General features: G+C 37.1%; 18 protein-coding genes and 1 tRNA gene. 10 read left to right on the top strand and 9 right to left on the bottom strand.

Features of this window, described 5'->3' with window-relative positions; all coding sequences use genetic code 11:
• Nucleotides 1-51: 51 nt before the first annotated feature.
• The 5 genes from ESZ48_RS10355 to ESZ48_RS10335 form a co-directional block, all read right to left on the bottom strand.
• The gene (locus ESZ48_RS10355; RefSeq protein WP_129017367.1) at nucleotides 52-351 is read right to left on the bottom strand and encodes a DUF190 domain-containing protein; all 300 of its coding nucleotides are present in this window, start codon (nucleotides 349-351) and stop codon (nucleotides 52-54) included.
• Between the two features lie 157 nt (nucleotides 352-508).
• Entirely contained in the window at nucleotides 509-1,513 is a 1,005-nt protein-coding gene (locus ESZ48_RS10350) for an efflux RND transporter periplasmic adaptor subunit (RefSeq protein ID WP_129017365.1), read from the bottom strand.
• A complete protein-coding gene (locus ESZ48_RS10345) occupies nucleotides 1,513-2,772 on the bottom strand; it encodes a TolC family protein (protein WP_129017363.1) in 1,260 nt (419 codons plus the stop codon). Before ESZ48_RS10345 ends, ESZ48_RS10350 begins: the two co-directional genes overlap by 1 nt.
• A gap of 390 nt (nucleotides 2,773-3,162) precedes the next feature.
• A complete protein-coding gene (locus tag ESZ48_RS10340; protein ID WP_129017362.1) occupies nucleotides 3,163-4,530 on the bottom strand; it encodes a HAMP domain-containing sensor histidine kinase in 1,368 nt (455 codons plus the stop codon).
• Nucleotides 4,531-4,743: 213 nt separating this feature from the next.
• Complete coding sequence (locus tag ESZ48_RS10335) at nucleotides 4,744-5,430, bottom strand: response regulator transcription factor (RefSeq protein WP_129017360.1); 687 nt, start codon at nucleotides 5,428-5,430, stop codon at nucleotides 4,744-4,746.
• Nucleotides 5,431-5,611: 181 nt separating this feature from the next.
• On the opposite strand from ESZ48_RS10335, the gene ESZ48_RS10330 reads away from it, so the two are divergent.
• Entirely contained in the window at nucleotides 5,612-6,931 is a 1,320-nt protein-coding gene (locus ESZ48_RS10330) for an MATE family efflux transporter (RefSeq protein ID WP_129017359.1), read from the top strand.
• Between the two features lie 271 nt (nucleotides 6,932-7,202).
• On the opposite strand, the gene ESZ48_RS10325 is transcribed toward ESZ48_RS10330, so the two are convergent.
• Together ESZ48_RS10325 and ESZ48_RS10320 are read right to left on the bottom strand one after the other, a co-directional pair.
• Nucleotides 7,203-8,159, bottom strand: coding sequence for a glycosyltransferase family protein (locus ESZ48_RS10325; protein WP_129017357.1), 957 nt, complete (start codon nucleotides 8,157-8,159; stop codon nucleotides 7,203-7,205).
• Nucleotides 8,160-8,575: 416 nt separating this feature from the next.
• A tRNA-Phe gene (locus ESZ48_RS10320) sits at nucleotides 8,576-8,651 on the bottom strand.
• A gap of 102 nt (nucleotides 8,652-8,753) precedes the next feature.
• Here ESZ48_RS10320 and ESZ48_RS10315 point away from each other — a divergent pair.
• The 7 genes from ESZ48_RS10315 (at nucleotide 8,754) to ESZ48_RS10285 (ending at nucleotide 17,118) form a co-directional block, all read left to right on the top strand.
• Complete coding sequence (locus ESZ48_RS10315) at nucleotides 8,754-9,482, top strand: type III pantothenate kinase (RefSeq protein WP_129017355.1); 729 nt, start codon at nucleotides 8,754-8,756, stop codon at nucleotides 9,480-9,482.
• A complete protein-coding gene (locus tag ESZ48_RS10310) occupies nucleotides 9,482-10,789 on the top strand; it encodes a hypothetical protein (RefSeq protein ID WP_129017353.1) in 1,308 nt (435 codons plus the stop codon). The genes ESZ48_RS10315 and ESZ48_RS10310 overlap by 1 nt, the downstream gene beginning before the upstream one ends.
• Nucleotides 10,790-10,807: 18 nt before the next feature.
• Nucleotides 10,808-12,190: a tetratricopeptide repeat protein gene (locus tag ESZ48_RS10305; protein WP_129017351.1), complete on the top strand. Its 1,383-nt coding sequence runs from the start codon at nucleotides 10,808-10,810 to the stop codon at nucleotides 12,188-12,190.
• Complete coding sequence (lptC, locus tag ESZ48_RS10300) at nucleotides 12,191-12,757, top strand: LPS export ABC transporter periplasmic protein LptC (RefSeq protein WP_129017350.1); 567 nt, start codon at nucleotides 12,191-12,193, stop codon at nucleotides 12,755-12,757.
• 144 nt (nucleotides 12,758-12,901) lie between these two features.
• Entirely contained in the window at nucleotides 12,902-13,090 is a 189-nt protein-coding gene (locus tag ESZ48_RS10295; RefSeq protein WP_129017348.1) for a hypothetical protein, read from the top strand.
• A 3-nt stretch (nucleotides 13,091-13,093) separates the two neighbouring features.
• Entirely contained in the window at nucleotides 13,094-14,383 is a 1,290-nt protein-coding gene (locus tag ESZ48_RS10290) for a hemolysin family protein (RefSeq protein WP_129017346.1), read from the top strand.
• Between the two features lie 587 nt (nucleotides 14,384-14,970).
• The gene (locus ESZ48_RS10285; protein ID WP_129017344.1) at nucleotides 14,971-17,118 is read left to right on the top strand and encodes a peptidylprolyl isomerase; all 2,148 of its coding nucleotides are present in this window, start codon (nucleotides 14,971-14,973) and stop codon (nucleotides 17,116-17,118) included.
• A gap of 708 nt (nucleotides 17,119-17,826) precedes the next feature.
• On the opposite strand, the gene ESZ48_RS10280 is transcribed toward ESZ48_RS10285, so the two are convergent.
• Both ESZ48_RS10280 and ESZ48_RS10275 read right to left on the bottom strand, forming a co-directional pair.
• On the bottom strand, nucleotides 17,827-18,741 hold the full coding sequence (locus tag ESZ48_RS10280) for a GYDIA family GHMP kinase (RefSeq protein WP_129017342.1): 915 nt from the start codon (nucleotides 18,739-18,741) through the stop codon (nucleotides 17,827-17,829).
• A 42-nt stretch (nucleotides 18,742-18,783) separates the two neighbouring features.
• Nucleotides 18,784-20,112 carry a hydroxymethylglutaryl-CoA reductase, degradative gene (locus ESZ48_RS10275; protein WP_129017340.1) on the bottom strand — a complete coding sequence of 443 codons (1,329 nt, stop codon included), beginning with the start codon at nucleotides 20,110-20,112 and terminating at the stop codon, nucleotides 18,784-18,786.
• A 147-nt stretch (nucleotides 20,113-20,259) separates the two neighbouring features.
• Between ESZ48_RS10275 and ESZ48_RS10270 the strand changes: the two genes are divergently transcribed.
• Both ESZ48_RS10270 and ESZ48_RS10265 read left to right on the top strand, forming a co-directional pair.
• A complete protein-coding gene (locus ESZ48_RS10270) occupies nucleotides 20,260-22,428 on the top strand; it encodes a S9 family peptidase (protein WP_129017338.1) in 2,169 nt (722 codons plus the stop codon).
• Nucleotides 22,429-22,440: 12 nt separating this feature from the next.
• Complete coding sequence (locus tag ESZ48_RS10265) at nucleotides 22,441-24,021, top strand: peptide MFS transporter (RefSeq protein WP_129017336.1); 1,581 nt, start codon at nucleotides 22,441-22,443, stop codon at nucleotides 24,019-24,021.
• Nucleotides 24,022-24,058 lie beyond the last annotated feature (37 nt).

Here is a 24,058-nt window from a genome sequence, read left to right as displayed (position 1 = left end):
GATTTATAAATTATAGATATTTTATTTGGAACACATAAAGCTGATTGGCATTTACCAGAGATCAACCCGATGTGTGATGATGAATCCGCCGCGATACTGTTCTCTGAGAACACTTAATGTTGTTTTTACCTTTTCTTCAGAATCAACAAATGTGATGAGCATGGACGCTTCATCAAATGAAAATAGTCGGGAAGGTTGTTTCAGTCGATGATGTCTGCCGAAACCAGAATATCCCATCACGGAAGTAGCGCCTGCAATCCCATTGTCTATGAGTAAATTCATAATAAACTCGTGTAAAGGTTTGACGCCTTTGAGTTCGTCTTTATCGATGAAAATTTGTGCTTGTAACATGATTTAATCTTAATTTGATTATTAGTTGTTCAAGTTGTCGTGTTATTGCTTTTAAAGGGTTTCGACTGCGCTCAACCTGACATTCGCCTTACTGCATAAGGCAACTTCATTCAAAATGTATTTCGAATTCGTCTGTGCTCTACCTGACATAAAAATTTTAGTACCCGAACGATAGACCTTTGAGTTGTAGAACGCCTTCAATAGCAACTTCATCATCGGCAGAAATTCCATCAAAAATGATAATCCGATCGCCAATATGTTGACCGATTTTGACTTCTTTACGCTCAAATTCATTTTCGGAAGTTTTTATAAATACATAATGCTTGCCTTGAACGGTCACTAAGGCATTCTTGTTGACACTAACATCATGGTCGTCGCTCATGTCAAAACTCACATTGGCGAACATGCCCGATTTTAATTTTTTCGAGGAATTGTCAACGATAATTCGCGCTTTCACCATGCGTGTGCTATGATCGACCACATCGGCAATGGCATCCACTTTTCCGGTGAATTCAGTATTCGGGAATGCATTGAATTTGATATCGCAACTGCTACCTTCTTCAATATTGCCAATTTGATTTTCCGGAATATCACAGATGAGGAATGCCGTTCCCGCTTTTGCTTTTCGCAAGACATCAGCCGAGAATCCTTCGGAAATTAATTTGGATTCGTGTTCGGTCAAGGCTGCGTTCTCATTGGAAAGTAAACTTTGCTCCATCGTCAAAGCGCTTTCAGCATCCATTAGATCCTGACCTGTTGCGACACCGTGGGCACTCAAATCCTTGGTGCGTTCCAATTCCAACTGACGTTGCTTGAGGTTCACGTTAGCAATTTGGTTGATGCTGATCTGTAATTGATTCAGCTGTGTGTAATGGCTCGATAGTTCAGGATTTTCGAACAAAATCAGATTTTGTCTCGCACCTTCGCGTGATGGTAATACGGTGGCAGCGACGTTTGCCGGTGCGGTAAATTTTGCCGAAAGCGTATCGTTATTGAGATGCTCAGTCTTGAAAAATTCCAGGTGTGCGGCTTCTGGAAACTGAATGGTTGTCCCGCCATTAGTGATAATTGGTGAGGCTCTATGGGTCTGTTCTGTTTTGGTTTCGCTGCCACAGGATGACAACAGGAGTAAAACAAAAGCTGTGAAAATTGCGTGTTTCATTATTGGGCTAATTGATTGATTAAACCTGCTACATAAAGCAGTTGTATATGACTTTGACGGTATTTCTCTAAAACGGCGTTGTATTGTTCCTGGGTTTCCAGCCAATTACTTTGGGCTTCCAAGAAATCGATGATGCTGGTACCTCCTCGGAGGTAGGCGTACTTAATGTTATCTAAAATGGTTTGGGATTGTCCCAAAACCGATTGATAGCTTTCTATATTTTGTAACTGAACTTGATGACTCTCATAAGCCGTGGTAATTTCAGTTTGAAGTTGGGTCTGCAAGGTGTAAAGTTGCTGTTCAGCCTGATCTCTTTGGATGAGGGATTTCTTGATTTCACCTTGATTCCGATCAAAAAACGGCAAATCTATCGACGCAGCGAATCCAACATGTGGAATTTTGTGTTGTACGTTATAAATTACCCCGATTTCAGGTTGCGGATATGCCATGCTTTTTTGCAGATGGATATTGCTTTCAGAAACTTCAATCATAGATTTTGCGGATTGAATAGTACTTCGAAATGCTAAAGATTTCTCTTGCAATTCATTTAAAGAAGTCAGTCCGTACCTTCCAAGATCTTCTGAAGTATCAATGTGAATGGTATCTTGAATACCCATTAGAAACTGAAGTTCCTTTTTCCGATTGGCTAATTCTTGACGCTCTGTAGTATATTGTAAAGCGTATTGTTTGGCTAATAATTCCGTTCGGAAAACATCAGTTTGCGTAATCACTTGATTTCTGTACCGATGCTGATTCGTGATTACCAAACTATCAATATTGTCTTTTGCCGATTTAATAAGTTCCAATTGCTTTTGTGCAGTCCAGACTTCGTTCCATTTTTCGGCGACTTCAAAAAGAATATCACTTTCTATTTCGGTGTATTCTTTTTGAGATAAATGGGCGCTTTTCTGAGCGACATCAATTTTGTTTTTGCGTTGACCCATAATTTGGAAGGTTTTGGACAATTGCCAAAGGACTTCACGGTTTTCAGGATTTCCCCAATTCGTACTATTCTCAAAATCTGATGAATTGGCGATCTGAATGGTTTCGTTACTCAACACCAGATTCGGACGTAACTCAGCACTCAGGATATCGCTTTCGGCAATAGCCACGTTATAATGCTCAGATTTCAAAATCGGATTGTTGAGCTTTGCCGTTTTCAAGACCTTTTCTAAAGTGAATGGTGTTTGCGCATGTAGAGGCTGTAATCCTGCGACAACGATAGCTAAATAGAGAAATGTTTTAAAAATGAAGGTCATGTCAGCTTTTTAGTGAATTCTTCTGCGGTTTGCATAGAACTACAAAGATTGACCTCATTTCTCTATTTGTCAGTTAGAGGAGTTATAGAAAATTATTAGAATTTCATTAGAAAAAGGATTGCTGTCGGATTATAAGCGTCATTGCGAGGAGGGACGACGAAGCAATCTGTAAGTTGAAATGCCGAAATATTGAATAGGCAATATACATTACTTGCTTAGTTTGATTTATGAGATTGCTTCGTCGCACACTAATTTTGCCTTGATTTGGATGTTTTTTCTTTGCTCCTCGCAATGACGGAAACTATGAAAGCGTCTTGCGAGGAGGAACGACTTCTTCACAGTCGTCATTGCGAGGAGGCACGACGAAGCAATCTGTAAGTGACGATAGGACTACTCACTTGAAAAACTAACATAAAAATCCGTCCCTTCACCCAGTTTAGAATTAACAGAAATCGCTCCTTTATGCAGCCAAATTATTTTCTGCGTCAATGGTAACCCAATCCCGTTTCCGTCGGCAAATTTCTGATTGTCGCCGCGATAAAAAGGTTTGAAGATGTTTTTTAGATCAATTTCCGAAATCCCGATTCCGTGATCTGAAAATTTCAATTGGATGCTATCGTTTTTAAAGAGAATGGATGCTTTTGAATGCTGATCTTCCGAAAACTTACAGCCATTTTCAAAGAGATTTGCAAAAGCGACTTTCAATAGATATTCATTCCCGTTGATGGAGATTTGCGCATCGTTTTCAAAATCGTTTTCAAAGTGAATGTCGATTTTATAATTTGGATTTGCTTGTTGCACTTGCTGTCTGGCGTCCAATAAAACCTCGTCAATCCGCACCGATTTAAAAGAAATTTCAGAAGGGTCGTAACTCGCTTTCGCCATATCCAAAAGACTGTTGGAAAGCCGAACAATCTTTTTGGCATCTTTTAAACTGTTTTGAATAGCGAGTTTGTAATCTTCACTTTGCCGCTCTTTTCCGAGAGATAATTCCAACTCCGTAATGATTGCCGCTAAAGGCGTTCGGAGTTCATGTGAAATGTTCGACACAAAATGTTTCTGGGCATCAAAAGATTGTTCCAGCCGGTCCAACATCGCATTAAAAGTTTGTGCGAGTTCGGACAATTCATCTTTATTGTCTTTGGAAGGCAGACGTAAATCTAAATTTGTCGCGGTGATGTCCTGTGCTTTTTCGGTCATCTTACTGATCGGCTCAAGCGCTTTCTTTGAAAAGAAAACCCCAGCGATATAAATAAAAACAATAGAAATAACGAAAACAAAAATGCTTGTTTTAAGCAGGCTGTTCAATTTATTATAGCCGTATTGATCATAAGAAGTAGCCGTAATGATATAGGTTTGATCTTCAAACTCAAATCGCATTCCCACCACTTGCCAGCCTTCTTGATAGAATTTGATGTCGCCTTTTTTGTAGATGTCGTCAATCATTGGTTTAGTTTCCTTAACAAAATCGATGTCGATTGCATCATGGTACAACAAATTGAAATACTGATCGTAAATAGCAACTTCAACTTCGTTTAAAATTTGGCGATTACTGCGGTAAATATCCTGTAGGGTCTGTGGATTTACTTTTGCATTAAAAAACAAATTGGCTTTCGTGACTGCTTCTTTTTTGAGCAATGCATAAAATTCACGTTCGCGACTTTCTTGGGTTGAATAGTAGATAATTGCCGCAAACGCAAATAGAATGGTGGCAGTGATTACTGTAAATAATAAGGCGAGTCGTGTTCTGGTTTTCAAAATACTGATTAAAAATTAAAAGTGTTTATTAGTCTCATTTTGAATTCAACTCATTTGCTTAGTGTATACCGCTCAATCCTGGAAAAGTTTTAAACACGTCCCGATAGCAATCGGGATCACGGATTTTCATGGATTCCTTTCTAAAAAGTTTCGAGAAAATATGTCGCTATCTATTTCACGAATTAAACAGACTTTTAGTCTGTTTAAAAAAAATCAATTGTCTTCCCGTTTCAATACGAAACCCATTCCAGATTTGGTATGGATGAGTTTATGTTCAAATTCTCGGTCTATTTTCCTGCGTAAATAATTGATATAGACATCGATGAAATTCGTTCCGGTATCAAAATGCGTATCCCAGACTTTTTTGGCAATTTCAGTTCGTGATAGCACACGCTCCGGATTTTGGAGCATATATTCCAAAAGCTTAAATTCTTTCGGCGTTAAACTGATATCCTGGTCGTTACGCTTGACCATTTTTGTATGCAGATTCATTTCAAGACCTTCATAATTGAGAATGGTGATGGAGTTGTTATTGCTGTTAGCACGTCTGTTGAGCAAGGCTCGGATTCGTGCTACGAGTTCGCGCATTTCAAAAGGCTTGACCAGATAATCATCGGCACCAGCATCAAAGCCATCTACTTTATCATCGGTGGTGCCTAAAGCGGTCAACATGATGATGGGCATATTCGGTTTGGATTGTCTGATAAATTTACACAAATCGATGCCATCCATTTTTGGCAGGATAATATCGGTGATGATGAGGTCGTAATCATTTTGCAATGCCAATTTTTTGCCTGAAACTCCATCATAAGCAATGGTTGTTGTAAAACCGTGTTCTTCCAAGCCTCTTTGCAAAAGCTCGGCAACACGTAAATCGTCTTCTATAATTAAAATCCTCATCAATACAAATTTACAAATTCATTAGCGCTTTAACATGGTAACAAAATAATACTTATTTGATTGTAGTCATAGCATTTTATCGACTCAAAAAATCAAAATTCTTTAAAGTGTTTCCTAAAAAGTTAAGTAGGTTTGCTGAGGTTTAAATCGGATGCGATTTTTATCCACTATCACTTCTTTAATGAAACAAAACAATTACCTCTATATCATCAAATTGGCAATCCCAATCATCATTGCTAATGCCTCCGTGCCCTTATTGGGATTGGCAGATACCGCTGCGATAGGCCAAACCGCCTCAGCTTCCGATTTAGGTGCCATTGCCCTTGCCGCGCTGATTTTTAGTTTTGTGTATTGGGGATTTGGTTTTTTAAGAATGGGAACTACGGGATTTATTGCTCAAGCCTCAGGTGCAGAAGATAATAATGAGCTGCACGCGTTGGTGTTCCGATCTGTTTTTCTTGGTGCTGCCATTGGTTTGGTGCTTGTCATATTACAGAAATTAATTGGAGAGCTATCGGTTTATTTGTTGAGTGCGAGTGATGAAATCAAGGATTTGGTCAAGGATTATTTCTACATCCGTATCTGGGGTGCGCCGGCAACCTTGATTACATTTTCATTATTGGGAACGCTCATCGGTATGGGATGGACCAAGCGACTACTTTGGGTGCAGCTGTTTTTAAATGGGTTAAACATTGCGTTTAACGTCACTTTTGTGGTTGGTTTTGGAATGGGTGTAAAGGGTATTGCCCTCGGAACGGTTTTGGCAGAATGGTTGACCTTGTTTTTTGCAGGATATATCTTGTTTAAAAGGCTTGAAATTAACCGACCTTGGGAACGTGTTCGGGAATTGAAAACTCAGATTTTTGACATGCCTAAGTTAATCGCTTTATTTAAAGTCAATTCAGACATTATGATTAGAACCTTGGCATTACTGAGCGGCTTTGCTTGGTTTGCTAATCAAGGTGCTAAATTTGGAGATCATACGCTTGCTGCCAATCATGTGTTACTACAATTTGTAACGCTGTCCGCATTCTTTTTGGATGGCTACGCACATGTGGTAGAAATGCTGGCTGGGAAAGCTTTTGGAGCTAAAAATAAATCGCTTTTCATGCTTCAAGTAAAGCAATCGACGGTGTTGGCTGGTGGCACTGCAGTGTTGCTTGCGCTCATCGTATTTTTAAGTAGTAATACAATTATTCCCTTATTGACCAAAGATCTTCAAGTGCAAGCCATAGCTTCGGATTATAAAAATTATGCGGTGTTTTATATCTTATTTTCCTTTATAGCCTTCCAATTGGATGGCGTATTTATTGGGGTGACCCGAAGTAAGGAAATGCGTAATGCAACCTTATTGTCTATGATTGCTTTTATTGGACTGGGAATAATTTTGGTGCACCATTATGGCAATACCGGTTTATGGTTATCGTTTATCTTTTATGTGGTGGTAAGAGGTTTTGCGTTGGGGCTTTATTATCCGAAAGTGTTACGAATGTTAGAGTGAGAAATTAATAATTTAGACACTATTTTTAAGGAAATAATCACTCTCACTTTATAGGGTTCTGTCTAAAATCTTTTAGGAATTTATGTTTTTCTGTAAAAGAGCAAAAAACATCTCCCTAAAATCATCAAAAGTTTTAATTCGTAGAGAAGGAAATGGCATGAGCCACATGACAATGTCAGTAGTTGCAGAAAGATAATTATTTAGCCACCCATATGTTCAGGGTTTTGGCGTCTTAAATCTGTGTTAGATCTGCGCACGCATAAGCATGTTTTTATTTCAGATTAAAAACAATTTTCACCCAATTGTCCAGAGTGTATTCATTATAAATTTCTGGTTTTAATTCCTGATAATCTGTTTCAAAAAAAGATTTATTTAAATTCGATAAGTCTTCATTTATAATTAAAATATTTTCGGGTTTGTAAAAAGCATAATCTTTTATGGTATCATTATTCGTAATGATTTTCTTTTTCAAAGCCATCGCTTCAAAAATCCTGAAACTTAGGCCATCTTGATTTTTTCTAACTAAATCTAAAACAACTTTTCCTTCCGAGTAAAATTTTGGTATGTTTTCATGATTTAATCTTTTACTGGTAAAAGACCAATTTGGATTTTTGGAACCGAAATATTTCTTTTTCCAGGAGCTGTTTCCAACTATCAAATAATGATACGTTTTATTGAATTCACTTATTTTCTCTGCAATGTCTTTTGCAATTGAGATGCGATCATCAAAAGAGGCGAGATAAACCAAATCATATTTAGAGTTTTTAGAAATACGTATTTCTGGAAGATAATTGTAATTGGTAATCAATTGAAAACCATGAGTATTAACGTCAGTTTTGTCAAAAGAAAATACTTTATCGAAAAAATGGAGGAGATGTTCTGCCGGACAGCGCGCTAAACTATCGTACAGATAGGCAATGTATCTTGGCGTGTACTTCCTGATTTCTTCGTGATATTCTGCAGCAATCGATTCGGGATTGATAACTAAGATTTGATCCTGTTTTCCTAGTTTTTTTAATTCGGTTAAGATTAAATTTTGCCTCCCGATATTTTTTAAGTTTTTATTCAAAAAAGTTTTTGAAAGCGCGTTTTGAACTTTAGCGGCGGTGTTTTTATGTTTATGGGCGCCAATATTGATATGATGTGCATCTATGCCAGATTTCCGCAGTACGTCCACAATATGTGCGTCGTATTGCCAAAAATCAAAACTGATTACTGTGATTTTCATGATGTGAAATTACTTATTTATTTGGGATTTTCTCAATGTAATACACGTTTTATCTACATATGCAACCTGAAGTTTGCAAAATTGAAATTCTGATTTAAGATTCAATATTTACAATCGAAAGATATGGCTTTTCAAAATTATCACAATAGTTATCTGCTAAATATGAGGCGATTTATAGTGGCTTATGTTCTCAGAAAATTGCTCCCCTGTAAGTTTTTCTAGTCCTGTGTTTTTATTCCTTTGGCTCTTATCTTAGGTATAAAATAGTTTCGTTTGAGAAAACTGAAAAACTTAAGACAATGTTTTATGTGTGTATATTGTTGATTATCAAAGTTTAGTGTATTTATGGGTGCGCTTTCAAAAAAAGACTAAATTTTAAAAAACCAAAAAACCCGAACATATGTTCGGGTTTTTGATGGTGGTGCCTCCAGGAATCGAACCAGGGACACAAGGATTTTCAGTCCTTTGCTCTACCAACTGAGCTAAGGCACCAGTCTCGTTTAATGAGGTTGCAAATATAGAAGCATTTTTATTATTCGCAAAACTAAAAGATATAAAAATTGCTTTTGTAAATTTGCAGCTTAGAATTAAACTATGAATTTAATTGTTGATGTGGGCAACACGTTTGTCAAATTTGCTGTTTTTCAAGAAGATGAACTTGTAGAGAAGCTTATTGTAGAACTTTCTGAGTTTGAAAAAACACAGAAAAAAATTTCAAAAATTTACCCAAAAATAAAGAAATGTATCCTTGCTTCGGTGGGGAGATTGCCAAAAGAGGTGACCATCAACCTCGAAAATAAATACAAAGTGCTCATTTTAGATTCCAATTTAAAATTTCCATTTCAAAACCGCTATAAAACACCCACCACTATGGGCGTAGATCGCATGGCACTTGTTGCAGCATCGGTAAAGCAGTATCCAAATCAGAATGTTTTGATCATTGATGCAGGTAGTTGCATTACTTACGATTTTATAACACAACAAAACGATTATTTGGGAGGTGCTATTTCTCCTGGAATCCGATTGCGCTACAAGAGTTTACATAATTTTACGGCAAATCTCCCGTTATTAAATACTGAAATGCCGGAAACCCTCATTGGAGATAGTACTACAGGCGCAATTCATTCTGGTGTAGTGAACGGGATAATCAAGGAAATTGATGGCGTTATTGATGAATATCAAGAGGAGTATTCAGATTTAACAGTTATTTTAACAGGAGGTGACGCCAATTTCTTGTCAAAGCAATTAAAAAATAGCATATTTGCCAACTCGAATTTTCTTTTAGAGGGTTTGAACTTTATTTTAGAATATAATACACACTAATGATAAAAAAACTTGTAATAGTTTTCATCGTCGTTTTCGCATTTCAGGCGCAAGCGCAAGACGGCTCAGCATCTCCTTATTCTTTTTACGGTATTGGAAGTTTGAAATTTAAAGGGACTGTGGAAAACAGAAGTATGGGTGGCTTAAGTATTTTTACGGACAGCATCCACGTCAATTTCCGTAATCCATCCGGTTATGCTGGTAATAACCTTAAGGTATGGAACAATGAAAACAGACCTGTGAAATTTACGGTAGGTGGAAGTTCAAGCCATTTGAACCTAAAAACAGAAGATGATAGTCAAACCGCAAACTCAACAACTTTTGATTATATGGCGCTTGCTGTGCCAATGGGTAAATTCGGATTAGGATTTGGGTTGGTACCATATACTTCAGTAGGCTATAAGTTGGAGTCGTCCAATGCAGATGGGAGTTTAGATCAGCGCTTTAGAGGTCAAGGTGGATTAAATAAAGCATTTCTAGGATTGGGTTATCAAATCACACCTAAATTAGGAGTTGGTGTTGATGCAAGCTATAATTTTGGGAATATTCAAAATAGTGCGCTCCAGTTTAGATATGAAGATGGACAGCCTCTGCAATACCATTCCAGAGAGAATAATCGTTCAAATTTGAGCGGTATCAATCTTAATTTTGGAATGAACTATAAAACAATGCTTACTAAGAAGCTTCAGTTAACCACAGCGTTAACTTATATGCCAAAAAGTAATATTAATTCTGATAATGAACGCTACTTCTCTTCGGTAGTTGTGGACCCTTTTTCAAATCAAGAAGCAACCATAAGTACCATTGAAGCTGACTTGGAATCACAGAATTTAAGAACGACAGATTTGACCTTACCTTCACAGATCTCTTTTGGTGCAGGTGTTGGTGTGCCACAAAAATGGTTTGCAGGTGGTGAATATACGTTTCAAAAAACGAGTGAATTTGACAACCCTATTTTTACCATAGGCAATGCTGAGTTTGTAGACGCTTCTACAATTGCAGTTGGTGGATTTTATATTCCAGACTACAAATCCTTTTCAAGCTATTGGAAACGAATTGTTTATAGGGCTGGTGTGCGATTTGAAAATACAGGGCTAGAGATAAATAATCAAACCATTAATGAGTTTGGCATGTCTTTTGGGATTGGGTTACCAGTTGGAGCAGACTTCTTCTCAAATGCGAACATTGGTTTTGAGTTTGGGAAAAGGGGAACTACGAAAGCAAATTTAATTCAAGAAAATTTTATGAATTTGCAAATTAGTTTATCTTTAAACGATCGATGGTTCAATAAACGGAAATATAACTAACAGAATAAATTTAATAAGATGAAAACACGATTTACTTTATTACTTCTTGCTTTGTTCATGGGGTTTAATGTGGGTTTTGCTCAGCAGGACGAGGAATGCATGCTTAATCTGACCATGATGAGCGATTATGCGAAAAACAAAAAGTTTGACGAAGCTTATGAACCATTTATGAAGCTCCGTAACAAATGCCCTAAATTCAACTATGCTATTTATTTTTATGGCGATAGAATTTTAAAGGACAAAATTGAAAAGGCTACGGGAACTGAAAAAGTGAATTTCATCAATGATTTGATGAAGCTTTGGGATGAAGGTCTTGTCAACTTTCCTGATAAGTTCACCGCTGGAGGTAATCTTCAGGATAAAGCCATGTTGAAATTGGATTACAAGGATGCTTTGGGTTATAGCAACAAACAAGTTTATGATGCGTTTGACGAGCTTTATAAAAAATCACCTGAAAGTTTTACCAATCCAAAAGGGTTATATGCATATTTTTCTACTATTGTAGATATGCACGATGCCAAAGAGGTAGAGGTTTTGGACGTGTTTAATAAATATGATGATGTCACCGATAAAATCAGTCAAGAGGTTGATAACTATACTGAAAAGTTGATTCCACTTGTTGAAAAAGAAGAAGATGGGAAAGAATTGGACAAGAAAGAAGCTCAGTTTAAAAAACAATATGAAAACTACTTAGAGAACTATGAGAAGATCTCAGGTAGTATTGACGGTAAGCTTGGTATTTTGGCCAATTGTGAAGTATTGATTCCATTATATAAAAGAGATTTTGACAAGTTTAAAACTGACGCTGTATGGTTAAAACGTGCTGTAAGCAGAATGTATAACAAAGAATGTACAGACGATCCTTTATATACGGACTTGGTAAAAGCTTATGATGAGTCTTCACCATCTGCAGATACAAAATTCTTTGTCTATAATCTCTTGATGAAACAAGGAAAGGAAAGAGAAGCAAAACCATATTTAGATCAATCTTATGATCTTGAAAAAGATCCATTGAAAAAATCAAGATTGGCAATGCGTTTTGGCAATAGTTTAAAATCTCAAGGAAATTATGGTGCAGCTAGAAATTATTACCAAAAATCAGTGGAACTGAATCCATCAAATGGAAGAGCACATGTTGAAATTGCACACATGTATGCCGCAAGTGCAAACAATTGTGGAGATACCACCTTTAACAAAAGAGCAGTTTTCTGGTTGGCAGCTAGCGAAGCAAGAAAAGCAGGAAGAGTAGATGCTAACTTGAGATCATATGCTGAAGGTTTGGCCGCTAGTTATGATGGGAAAGCCCCTCAAAGAGCTGATATTTTTACTGCTGGAAATGGTGGGGAAACGATAAGAATTGGATGCTGGATTGGGTTAAGTGTTACCGTTCCAAAAATATAAATGAACTTTAAATCATCATATAATTTATTCTACATAGTCACAGCGTTTGCTGTGACTATGTTTTTTTCATGTAAAAACAACTTTAAGGAAGTACAGCAAATAGGTATTCGACAAAATGAACCTATCGGGGTTGCAGAACATATGAATCTCAAATACACCGATTCTGGACGTTTAAAAGCCAATTTGATCAGTCCTAAAATGCTGGATTTTTCCAACAGGGAATTTTCTTATAATGAGTTTCCTGATGGCGTTACTCTCCATATTTTTGATGAGCGTGATAAAAAAAGCATCATCATTGCTGATTATGCTATAGTGTATAACAATACAGACTTGATTGATTTAAGAGGAAATGTCCTTATTACTACCGAAACAAAGGACAGTATTTTTGCAGAACAGTTGTTTTATGACCAAAAACGTGATTGGGTGTTTTCAAACAAACCCGTAAGATACGTGTCGCCTACTAAAATAGTTACCGGAAACGCTTTTGATTCTAACCGCGATTTTACCAGCTTTGGTATTAGTGAAGTGACAAGTACGGTGTATTTGGATGACGAAACATCTCTCTAAATGATATGGCTTCCTATTGCCGATATCACTCTCAAATTTCCTGATTTCATTCAAAGCTATCGTAAATGGTTGGTTTCAAAAAAACCATTAATATCATGTTCAGATAAATAATTGATTATCTTTGTCGCTAAATTAAAATCACCCATGAAAACGATTCATAAAGTTATTCAATACGCTTACTTATTCATCGCTGTATTTTTTATATACGAGTCGGTAAGATGGTGGAATGAAGATAATGGCAAAGCAATTATGCTGTTAGTATTCGCACTTATGGCTGTTGGAATGTATTTCTTCAAAAAGCATTTCAGAAAGAAAATGAACAATAACCAATAATATATGGACGGTAATGCGCTTATCATTATTCTGTCACTTATTTTATCAGCTTTTTTCTCGGGTATGGAAATTGCCTATGTGTCTTCGAATAAAATTCACATAGAGATTGCCAAAAAGCAAAATGATTTTTTAGCCAAAACCCTCACAAAACTTACCGCTAAACCCTCCAAATTTATTGCCACAATGCTAATTGGTAATAATATAGCTTTGGTGATCTATGGGTTTTTGATGGGTGATAAATTGGTGAAATGGTTCAAGGACATTTTACCTACAGATTACGCTTTTTTGAATTATATGTTAAGTGATCTGAGCTTGCTCACTCAAACTGTCATTTCAACATTATTGATATTGATTACTGCCGAATTTCTTCCCAAGGTATTCTTTCAGATTTACGCCAACTCCCTTCTTAAAATATTAGCAGTACCTGCGTACTTTTTTTATGGATTATTCTCTTGGGTTTCTGATTTTGTCATTTGGATTTCTAATATGATTCTAAAACGCTTTTTTAAAACAGGCAAAGAGGATGTGCAATTGGTCATGACCAAAGTGGAATTGGGGAACTATATTAGTGAACAAATGGAATCTGTAGAAGAACATGATGAGGTGGATAGTGAGATTCAGATTTTCCAGAATGCTCTCGATTTTTCTGAAGTAAAAGCTCGGGAAGTCATGCTGCCACGTACAGAAATCATTGCGGTAGACATTAATGAACCCATTAAGAATATAAGAGCCCTCTTCACCTCTTCTGGGTTGTCCAAGATTTTGGTGTACAAAGACTCAGTGGATGATATTGTAGGATATGTCCATTCCTTTGAGCTGTTCAAAAAGCCAAAAGACATCAAATCTGTAGTTAGGGGTGTCGAATTTGTGCCTGAAACTATGTTGGTCAAGGATGTGTTGAACGTGCTTACCAAAAAACGAAAAAGTATTTCTGTGGTCATTGACGAGTATGGTGGTACCTCGGGAATTATAACCGTGGAAGACATTATTGAGGAGTTGTTTGGAGAGATTGAAGATGAGCACGATACCATGGAATTGATTGAGGAGAAAATAGATGAGAACAATTATAAGTTTTCAGCACGTTTGGAAGTTGATTATATCAATGAAGCCTATAAATTAGACCTTCCAGAAGGTGAAAATTATGAAACTTTAGGTGGGTTGATCGTTGACGAAACCGAAGAGATTCCCCATGTGAACGACCAGATCCAAATAGAAAACTATCTTTTTACGATTTTGGAAGTCTCCACTACAAAGATTGATTTAGTAGCGCTTAAGGTGTTGGATGAGGATTAGGGTTCAGTGGGCAGTTTTCAGTAAGCAGTGTACAGTGTTCAGTAGTCAGTTCTTGGCAGCTGGCCTTTGTGTAACTTTTGTGCCTTCTTTGTGTGCCTCTGCGTAATAGCAGTCTTCAGTAAGCAGTATGCAGTCTATAGTAATCAGTGTACAGTGTTTAGTAGTCAGTTCTTGGCAGCAGGCCTTTGTGAATCTCTGTGTCTTCTTTGTGGATCTCTGCGTGATAGCTTTTAGTTTTGAAGATTCTCAGTTTTCAATCTCTAGTAACCTAACATAACCCACTCAGAACGTCCGCTTGAGCTTTATCGAGTTAGAAAAGGAGACGATCGATAGGAACGATAATCTTCAATCTTTGGATATCCATCATCGGTAACCAGAATCTTATTCTTTTCCAACAGAACTCCGTAAAACAGCTTTTTCAGTAATCACTCATCTAAAAACATCACTTTTCTTCAGGATAAACTGACTTCCGCCTGCGATCAATCACAAACAATTCAAGATTAATTTAATAAAATGGTCTTCTACTTTTATTATTTGATAGAAATTGGTATTTTCGCGCACTTATATTTTCTAACTTATACAATAAAATGGCAGTTTTAAATAAAATTAGACAACGTTCTATTTTCCTGATTGTAATAATCGCATTGGCGTTGTTCGCTTTTGTGCTTTCTGATTTGTTTCAGAACAGTAGTGCTTTTGGAGACTCACAAGATACCATCGCCACTATTAATGGCAATGACATCAATCGTGAGGACTTTATGAGCCGTGTTGAGAACATGCAACGTCAAATGGGTCCAGGCAGTACCACAACGCAAACCATGAATAGAGTTTGGGAGCAGGAGGTAAGACGTGCTGTAATGGAGAATCAGTTTGAAGGATTGGGACTTTCTGTTGAAAAGGATCAAATGAGAAACCTTTTAAGAAATAACTTTGCAGAGTTTCCAGAATTCACAAATGAAGCTGGAATTTTTGACGAAAACAGATTAAATGAGTTTATAGCTAATTTAAAGGCTATCTCACCAGAGAGAGCTCAGTTAGGAAATTTCCAAATCAATTATAACGAGTGGGTTAGTAATGAGGGTTCTATTGCCATCAGTGCAAAGGAGCAAACTTATTTTAATTTGGTGAAAGCAGGTGTTGGTGCAACACTTTCTGAAGCGGAAGTTGAATATGACATGGAAAGTGCCAGTGTTGATGTGAAATTTGTAAATGTACCTTACACTTCAATTTCTGACAGCTTGGTTAAAGTTTCGAAATCGGAGATTTCAGATTATATCAGTAAACACAAAAAGAAATTTGAAGTTGAGGCTTCAAGAGATATTTATTTTGTGCAATTTCAGGAAGCTGCGTCTTTAGAAGATGAAAAATCGGTTAGAGATAATGTTGCTGCCTTGTTAAATACGAGAGTGGAATACAATGAGGTTTCTAAATTGACTGATACCGTAGTCGGCTTGAAAGCTACTAAGGATATAGAAGGCTTTATTAATGCAAACTCCGATATAAAGTACACAAATACTTATGTGACAAAATCAAGTTTGCCAGATGTTGCCCAAGACAGTATTTTTAACCTAAGTGTAGGTCAGTATTATGGCCCTTACAAAGACAATGGGATGTTTAAAATCACCAAGGTGGTTGAGGAGAAGTTTATGCCAGATTCGGTTAAGTCAAGACATATATTGATTCCATTTATAGGATCTCGTGCTGCAGATATGGAAACCACCCAAACAGAGGAAGCCGCAAAAGCTACTGCCGATAGTTTGTTGAATATCATTAAAAAGGATCGGTCTAAATTTGTCGATTTATTAGATTTCTCTATCGATAAAGTCAGTAATGAGCAAGACGGTGTTTTAGATTGGTACGAATATAATTCTATGGTGCCAGAGTTTAGAGATTATACTTTTGAAAACAATAAAGGCGATATGGGCGTTGTGAAAACTGATTTCGGTTTCCACGTGATTGAAATCTTAGATCAAAAAGCTAAGAAGCGTATGGTTAAAGTAGCCACGCTTGCGCAAAGAATTGAGCCGTCTGAAACTACGATTGATGATGTTTTCAACAGAACTTCTAAGTTTGAAATTGCACTTCAGAAAAATGATTTTCAAGATGTCGCAAAAGAAAATGGTGTAGAGATGAAGCCTGTAAACAATATCAAGGAACTTGATGAAAATATTCCTGGATTGGGAAGCCAAAGAACAATTGTACGTTGGGCTTTTGAAAAGGGAACGAAAGTTGGAGATTACAAGCGTTTTTCAATTCCTGGAGTTGGTTATGCCGTTGTTCAGGTCACTAGTGTCAACAAAAAAGGACTGATGACTCCTGAGGCTGCCTCAGCGATTGTTATTCCTGAGATCAGAAAAGAGAAAAAGGCGAAATTGATCCGTGAGAAAATCTCTGGTGCCACTGTAGATGCCGTAGCGCAAAGTCAAAATTTGTCGGTATCCACTGCAAACGGTATCAATATGAAAAACCCAACCTTATCAGGTGCTGGTTTGGAGCCTAAAGTAGTAGGTACAGCTTTCGGTTTAAAAGAAGGTGAAACTTCTAAATTGATCGATGGTAATAAAGGCGTATTTATGGTTGAAGTGACCAAAAAGACACCCGCTCCAAAATTGGATAATTACCAAGCCATTGCTAATCGTTTGAACGGTTCACGATTGAATTCTGCACAAATTAATTCTTATGAAGCCCTAAAACAAGCTGCGGATATTGTTGACAATAGAGCTACGTTTTATTAGTAGTTTTTAAAGATATATAATAACAGGAGGTCTTAAATTTTAAGGCCTCTTTTTTTTTGACACCTCCCGATAATGGGGTTAGATATTGCACAGATTTTTAGAAGTTGATAATTTCACGGATTTCGTCTTAATTCTTGCTTTTTTTAGACACGAATTTCACGGATTACACGGATTCTTAAAAGTCGATAATTTCACTGATTTTAAATCGTAAATCAAAAATCATCAATCAAAACTCGTTAATCCATTTAGAATTTCCTTTGTGTAACTTCGTATCTACTTTGTGAACCTTTGTGTAATAGCTCCATTTTATTTCAAGATTTACAATGAAGTTTGAGTCCTTAATATTTCACGGATTTCATCTTAATTCTTACTTCTTTTTTTCAGACACGAATTTCACGGATTACACGGATTTTTAGAAGTCGATAATTTCACTAATTTTAAATTGAGATTTACAATATAACTAGAGCTTTCAATAGTTAGTAGAAGGGAATGTACTTTTAAAATGGATAGGACTCTTTGTGCAATCGAATTTCTTTTTTTTCGTAAATCAAAAATCATCAATCAAAACTCGTTAATCCATTTAGAGTTTCCTTTGTGTAACTTCGTGTCTTCTTTGTGAACCTTTGTGTAATAGCTCCATTTTATATCAAGATTTGCAATGAAGTTCGAGTCTTCAATATTTCACGGATTTCGTATTTATTCTATGTGTCACAATACCATATCACCATAAGGAATGATCGTATCAAATCCTCTCTCCTTAAAATAGGCTTCTGGACGATCTTCAGAGGCTACCAGCACAAAATCACCACCCCAAGCCCCAAGGCTTTTAACGCTCCCCTCAAAGTCTTTAAATAGCGTTTCTTTGACAGGTTTTTGTTTAATTATTTTCGAGACAATGGATTCATGGCTTTGCATCAAAAACTGGAAGTTTTCTAAATTAGTGCAACTGATCATGTCATTGGTAATGGCATTGATTTCAGAAAGTGCTAGAGCGGTGTTGCTTTTGTTCCTTTGGTAGGTAGCAATTCCGTCTCTACTGTTCTGTTTTTTATTGAGAAATACAAAAAACAAGTGTTCTTTAAACTCTGGATTAAAATTCCTTTCAATAATAGTCCTGCCGTTTTGTTCGAGCTGATAAGTTATCGGCACATTGTGCATGGCACAGGCAATATCGTAGCCGCTGCCACCAAACGTATCTTCCAGCAATTTGTAAGGATCAATACTTGCCCATTGGGCAATATTATTGATAAGTGTAGAGGACGTCCCAAGACCCCAATTTCTTGGGAAATTCAGTTGGGTCTTTACTTTAAATCCCCTTTCCCCATTTAGGAAAGTTGGATTGTATTTTTTTGTAGCTTTAAGAATTTGTAATAACCGATCGACAATAGGATCGTCTTTCGTAGTTGAAATTTGAAATCCATCGCGCATTGAAAGATGAGTTTCAAACCATAATTGGCCATCATGGCCAAAACTTTCCCATTCCAACTGGGACGCTTCCGATGGCTCAACCGTCAGCGATTGACCGTGTTTGGTTGGTATGGCCAAAGCAAGCGCGCCATCAAGAACAAGATATTCTCCCGTAAGGAGTAACTTTCCGTTGCTATAGAATTTTTGAGCTTTCAATATCTGTCAATTGGAATTTGGATTTTGATTATTGGAATTTTATTATTCGTTGGCTAGCATCCTCAAGTTGTTCAAGGCTGCTTCCACCGCACTATGTGTTACCGTGTTCTTCTTAAAATGTGCCACTATTTGCTCCTTCTCGTGATTGGTGGCATTGAGTTGATTAAGCATGTTCATCAAGTGCATTTTCATATGGCCTTCTTGAATTCCTGTGGTGGTCAAAGAACGTAAAGCTGCGAAATTCTGGGCCAAACCAGCCGCGGCCACAATTTGCATGAGTTCTTTGGCCGATGGATTTCCAAGCATTTCTAAAGCTATTTTCACCAAAGGATGTAAATTGGTCAATCCGCCAACAGTACCAAGCGCCAAAGGGATTTCCATCCAAAATTTAAAGATCCCATCTTTTACTTCCGCATGAGACAAGCTGCTATACTTCCCATCTCTTGCAGCGTAAGCATGTACACCAGCTTCTACAGCCCTAAAGTCGTTGCCTGTGGCAAGAACAACCGCATCAATACCATTCATGATGCCTTTGTTGTGTGTGACGGCTCTATAAGGTTCTATTTCGGCAATCTTGATCGCTTGAATAAATTTATGTGCAAATTCTTCGGAGGCTACCAATGATTTGTGATTTAAATCTTCAACAGGACAAGAGACCTCAACTCTTACCAGGCAATCGGGTACATAGTTGGACAAAATACTCATGACTATTTGGATATGATTTTCCGGCTCTGAAAAGGACTCAAAATGAAGGGCTTCAGTTTTAAAGGTTTTTGCAAATTGTTCCAAGCATGAGTTGATGAAGTTGGCGCCCATCGCATCCAATGTTTCAAATGTGGCATGTAGCTGGTAGTAATCCTTTAACTCTTCAGTCTTGTCCATTAACTTGATATCCAAAATACCGCCACCACGTTTTTTCATGCTTTGGGTAATGTGCCGGGTCTCTTCAATGAGTTTTGGTTTTACGGCAGCAAAGAATTTTTGCAGTTTGTCAAAACCTCCGCTGTACATAAAATGGACTTGCCCAATTTTTGTGGTTGAAATCACTTCGGTTTTAAATCCGCCACGATGTAACCAAAACTTGGCAGCATTACTTGCTGCGGCCACAACAGAGCTTTCTTCAATAGCCATAGGAATGGTATATAATTTACCATTGATTAAAAAGTTGGGTGCGACACCAAAGGGCAAATAATAATTGGTTATGGTGTTTTCAATAAATTCATCATGAAGTTGTTGCAACTTTTTATCGGAATTCCAATATTGTTTAATGGCTTGTTTTGCAGCGTTGGCATCTTGAAAATAAGTTTCCGTAATCCATTCAATTTTATCTAATTTTGATAGTTTTGAAAAGCCGTTTATTGGTTTGCGCATAAGGAATGTTTATAAATACAAAGATACTATTCTTGACATGAATATAAAGTCACAAATTAGAGCTTTGCGCTTTTAACTATTAAAGGTTAGTGTTTTTGCATTATTTTTAGTAAACTTGACAGCATTTTATCAAAAAGAAATCCCTTAATGAAATATTTGAAAAGCTCCTTGTTTATCTGTCTTTTGGTAACTGTTTTAACCTCAGCCCAAAACAAGGAAATCACTCTCGATGCCATCTGGAATGGTACGTTTAGAACCGAAGGAATGCAGTCTTTGCATTCCATGAATAACGGAAAACAGTACGCCGTATTAAATTTTGAACAAGGTTCAACAGCAATAGATGTTTACGATTATAAAACATTATCTAAAGTTGAAACTTTGGTGAAATCATCCGATTTGGAGGCCATAAAGTACTTTTCAGACTATACGTTTAGTAAAGACGAAAGTAAAATTATTTTGGCCACTGAGGTAGAGCCTATCTTCCGCCGATCGACATTAGGTGTATTCTACGTTTATGATATCAAAACGAAGGCGTTGGCTAAAATTTCCGATGAAAAAATACAGGAACCAACCTTGTCTCCTGATGGGAAGAAAGTGGCTTATGGTTTTAATAACAATCTGTACATCAAAGATTTCGAAAGCAATCAAACCACCCAAATTACCTTTGACGGTGAGAAAAATAAAATCATCAACGGTATTACAGATTGGGTATACGAAGAAGAGTTCGCTTTTGTTCGTGCTTTTGAATGGAATGCCGATGGGAGCTATCTTGCGTTCATCCGTTTTGATGAAACCGAAGTGCCAGAGTTTTCAATGGATGTGTACGGACAGGGTTTATATCCTGAGCAAGACGTTTTTAAATATCCAAAAGCAGGAGAAGCCAATGCGCTTGTCTCACTTCACATTTATGATTTGAAATCCAAAAAAATCAATGATGTAAAACTTTCAAAACCTTATTCTGATTTTTATATTCCACGCATTGAATGGACTAATGATGCCAATGTGCTTAGCGCCCAATACACCAACAGACATCAAAATGAACTCGATTTATGGATGATTAGCGCCAACAACATGAGTTCTAAATTGGTGCTTGCTGAAAAAGATAAAGCCTATATTGATGTGACGGATAATCTCACCTTTTTGAAGGATAATAGCTTTATTTGGACTTCAGAAACCGATGGTTACAATCATATCTATCACTATTCAAAAGATGGGAAATTGATCAATCAGGTCACCAAAGGCCCATGGGAAGTGACCAACTATTATGGGTTTGACGAGAAAAACAACACGGTGTTTTATCAGTCGGTTGAAAACGGCTCCATTAATAGAGATGTCTATTCCATCAGAATTGACGGAAATAATAAAAAGAGACTCACTCAAAATGAAGGAACAAACTCAGCCGATTTCAGCGCCGATTTCACCTACTTTATCAATACGTTTTCAAGTTCTACAAAGGCTCCTGAATATACCTTGCATACCGCAAAAGACGGTAAGTTGGTTAAAGTGATCAAAGAGAATTCTTCTTTAGAGAAAAATTTAGAAGCCTATAATCTTCCCAAAAAAGAATTTAGCACCATTGCCGTTAATGGAAATGATTTGAACATGTGGATGATCAAGCCAAACGACTTTGATGCCTCAAAAACCTACCCATTATTCATGTTTCAATATTCTGGTCCAGGTTCACAATCTGTTAAGAATACATGGCATGCTGCCAATGATTATTGGTACTACTTTTTAGCTCAAAAAGGCTATATCGTTGCATGTGTAGATGGTAGAGGAACCGGATTTAAAGGCGCCGACTTTAAAAAAGTGACGCAAAATGAATTGGGTAAATACGAAGTGGAAGACCAAATCCAAGCAGCAAAACAATTAGGAGCTCTGAATTATATCGATCAAAACAGAATGGGAATATGGGGATGGAGTTACGGCGGATTCATGAGCAGTAACGCACTATTTAAAGGTAATGATGTCTTTAAAATGGCCATTGCGGTGGCACCGGTAACCAGTTGGAGATATTATGACACAATTTATACAGAACGTTATATGACCACGCCTCAAGAAAACCCTTCAGGTTACGACGACAACTCACCTATATTTCATGTTGATAAATTGAAAGGTAATTTCTTATTGATCCATGGATCAGCAGATGATAATGTACATGTTCAAAATACCATGCAGATGGTAGAAGCATTAATACAAGCCAATAAACAGTTTGAATGGATGATTTATCCTGATAAGAATCACGGTATTTACGGTGGAAATACCAGACTGCATTTATACACCAAAATGACTAACTATATTAAAGAAAATTTATAAAAAAGAGAACTTATGAGTGAAGGAAAAGATCTAGGATTAATCACGCATCTTGCCAAACAAGGGATAGATGACAAAATGGTAATGGGACATCCAGCAGGACTATTCGTGTTGTTTTTCACAGAAATGTGGGAGCGTTTTAGTTATTATGGAATGCGTGCGTTGCTCGTAATATTTTTGGTTAGTCAAGTGGCTGATGGCGGATGGGAATGGACCCGATCAGAAGCCATGAATCTCTTTGGACTTTATACCATGTTGGTCTATTTTACGCCGTTGTTAGGTGGAATTATAGCCGATAAAATAACTGGTTTTAGAAAAGCTATTGTATTGGGTGCAGTTATTATGACCTTGGGACATGCTTCCATGGCTTTAGAAGTGATTAGTCCAAACTTCTTTTATATTGGACTTGGATTAATGATTTTAGGAAATGGGATGTTTAAGCCTAATATTTCCTCCATGGTAGGTCAATTATATCCTGACAATAGTACTAAAAAGGATGCTGGATATACTATTTTCTATATGGGTATTAATGCTGGAGCCTTCTTAGGAATGTTGTTATGTGGCTATATTGGAGAAAAAGTAGGATGGCACTATGGTTTCGGTTTGGCTGGAGTATTCATGATGTTTGGTGGACTGCAATTTTATTTTGCCACCAAGTTATTTGGAGTCGTAGGAGAATCTCCAAAAGAGCATAAGGAATCAGTTAAAACGGGTGTTGAAGAAGAAGTAGAAGAACTCCCTAAAAACGTGGTTAGAGATCGTTTGATTGTTGTGGGTGTCTTCATGTTTTTTAGTATATTTTTCTTTCTTTCCTTCGAACAGGCTGGAGGATCGATGAGTATTTTTGCTTTGGATTATACCCAACGTGTACTGCCAGGAAATGCTGGAACTATCTTTATGTGGGTTGATGCTCTGTTGACATTGTTCCCCTTGGTTATTGTGACTTACGTTTTGTGGTCATTAGGGAAACGGATTTATGCTAAATATCCTACCACTATAATTTTCACTGCCATATCGTTTTTAATTGTTTGGGGACTTGGTCTTTGGAAAATTGGACGTGAATTCAATGCTATTGAAACGGAAGTTACGGCGTCTTGGTTCCAAATTCTGAACTCCTTCTTCATTATTACTTTAGCTTCGTTTTTTAGTAAAATGTGGGAAAAAGTATGGAATCCTGCAGGGCCTATCAAATTTGCACTGGGATTGATCTTGGTTGGCGTTGGATTCGCTGTTTTGGCCTATGGTGCCAAGGATATTCCACAAGGTGCGCAAACCGCCTCAGTAAGCATGATTTGGTTAATCGCGGCTTATTTTTTCCATACTACTGGAGAGTTGTGTCTGTCGCCCGTTGGTCTGTCTTATGTTAGTAAGCTTTCACCTAAAAAATTCGTAGGATTGATTTTTGGACTTTGGTTTTTAGCATCTGGAATAGCAAATGGATTGGCCGGATTTGGTGGCGGATTGATTGATAGGATTGCTGAAGAACATTCCTTGTCATATTTCTTTGGAATATTTGCGGTAATGCCGGCTGCGGCAGGTCTTGTGCTGATATTGATTACTCCAATTCTGAAGAAAATGATGCATGGGATTCATTAAGGCTGACCTCGTAGTAGCTTAAGCAAATTTTAAATTT

It is taken from the genome of Gelidibacter gilvus (assembly GCF_004115975.1).
Classification (GTDB): Bacteria; Bacteroidota; Bacteroidia; order Flavobacteriales; family Flavobacteriaceae; genus Gelidibacter; species Gelidibacter gilvus.
Note: the sequence above shows the minus strand (reverse complement) of the source record. Positions and strands in the feature narration are given on the sequence as shown.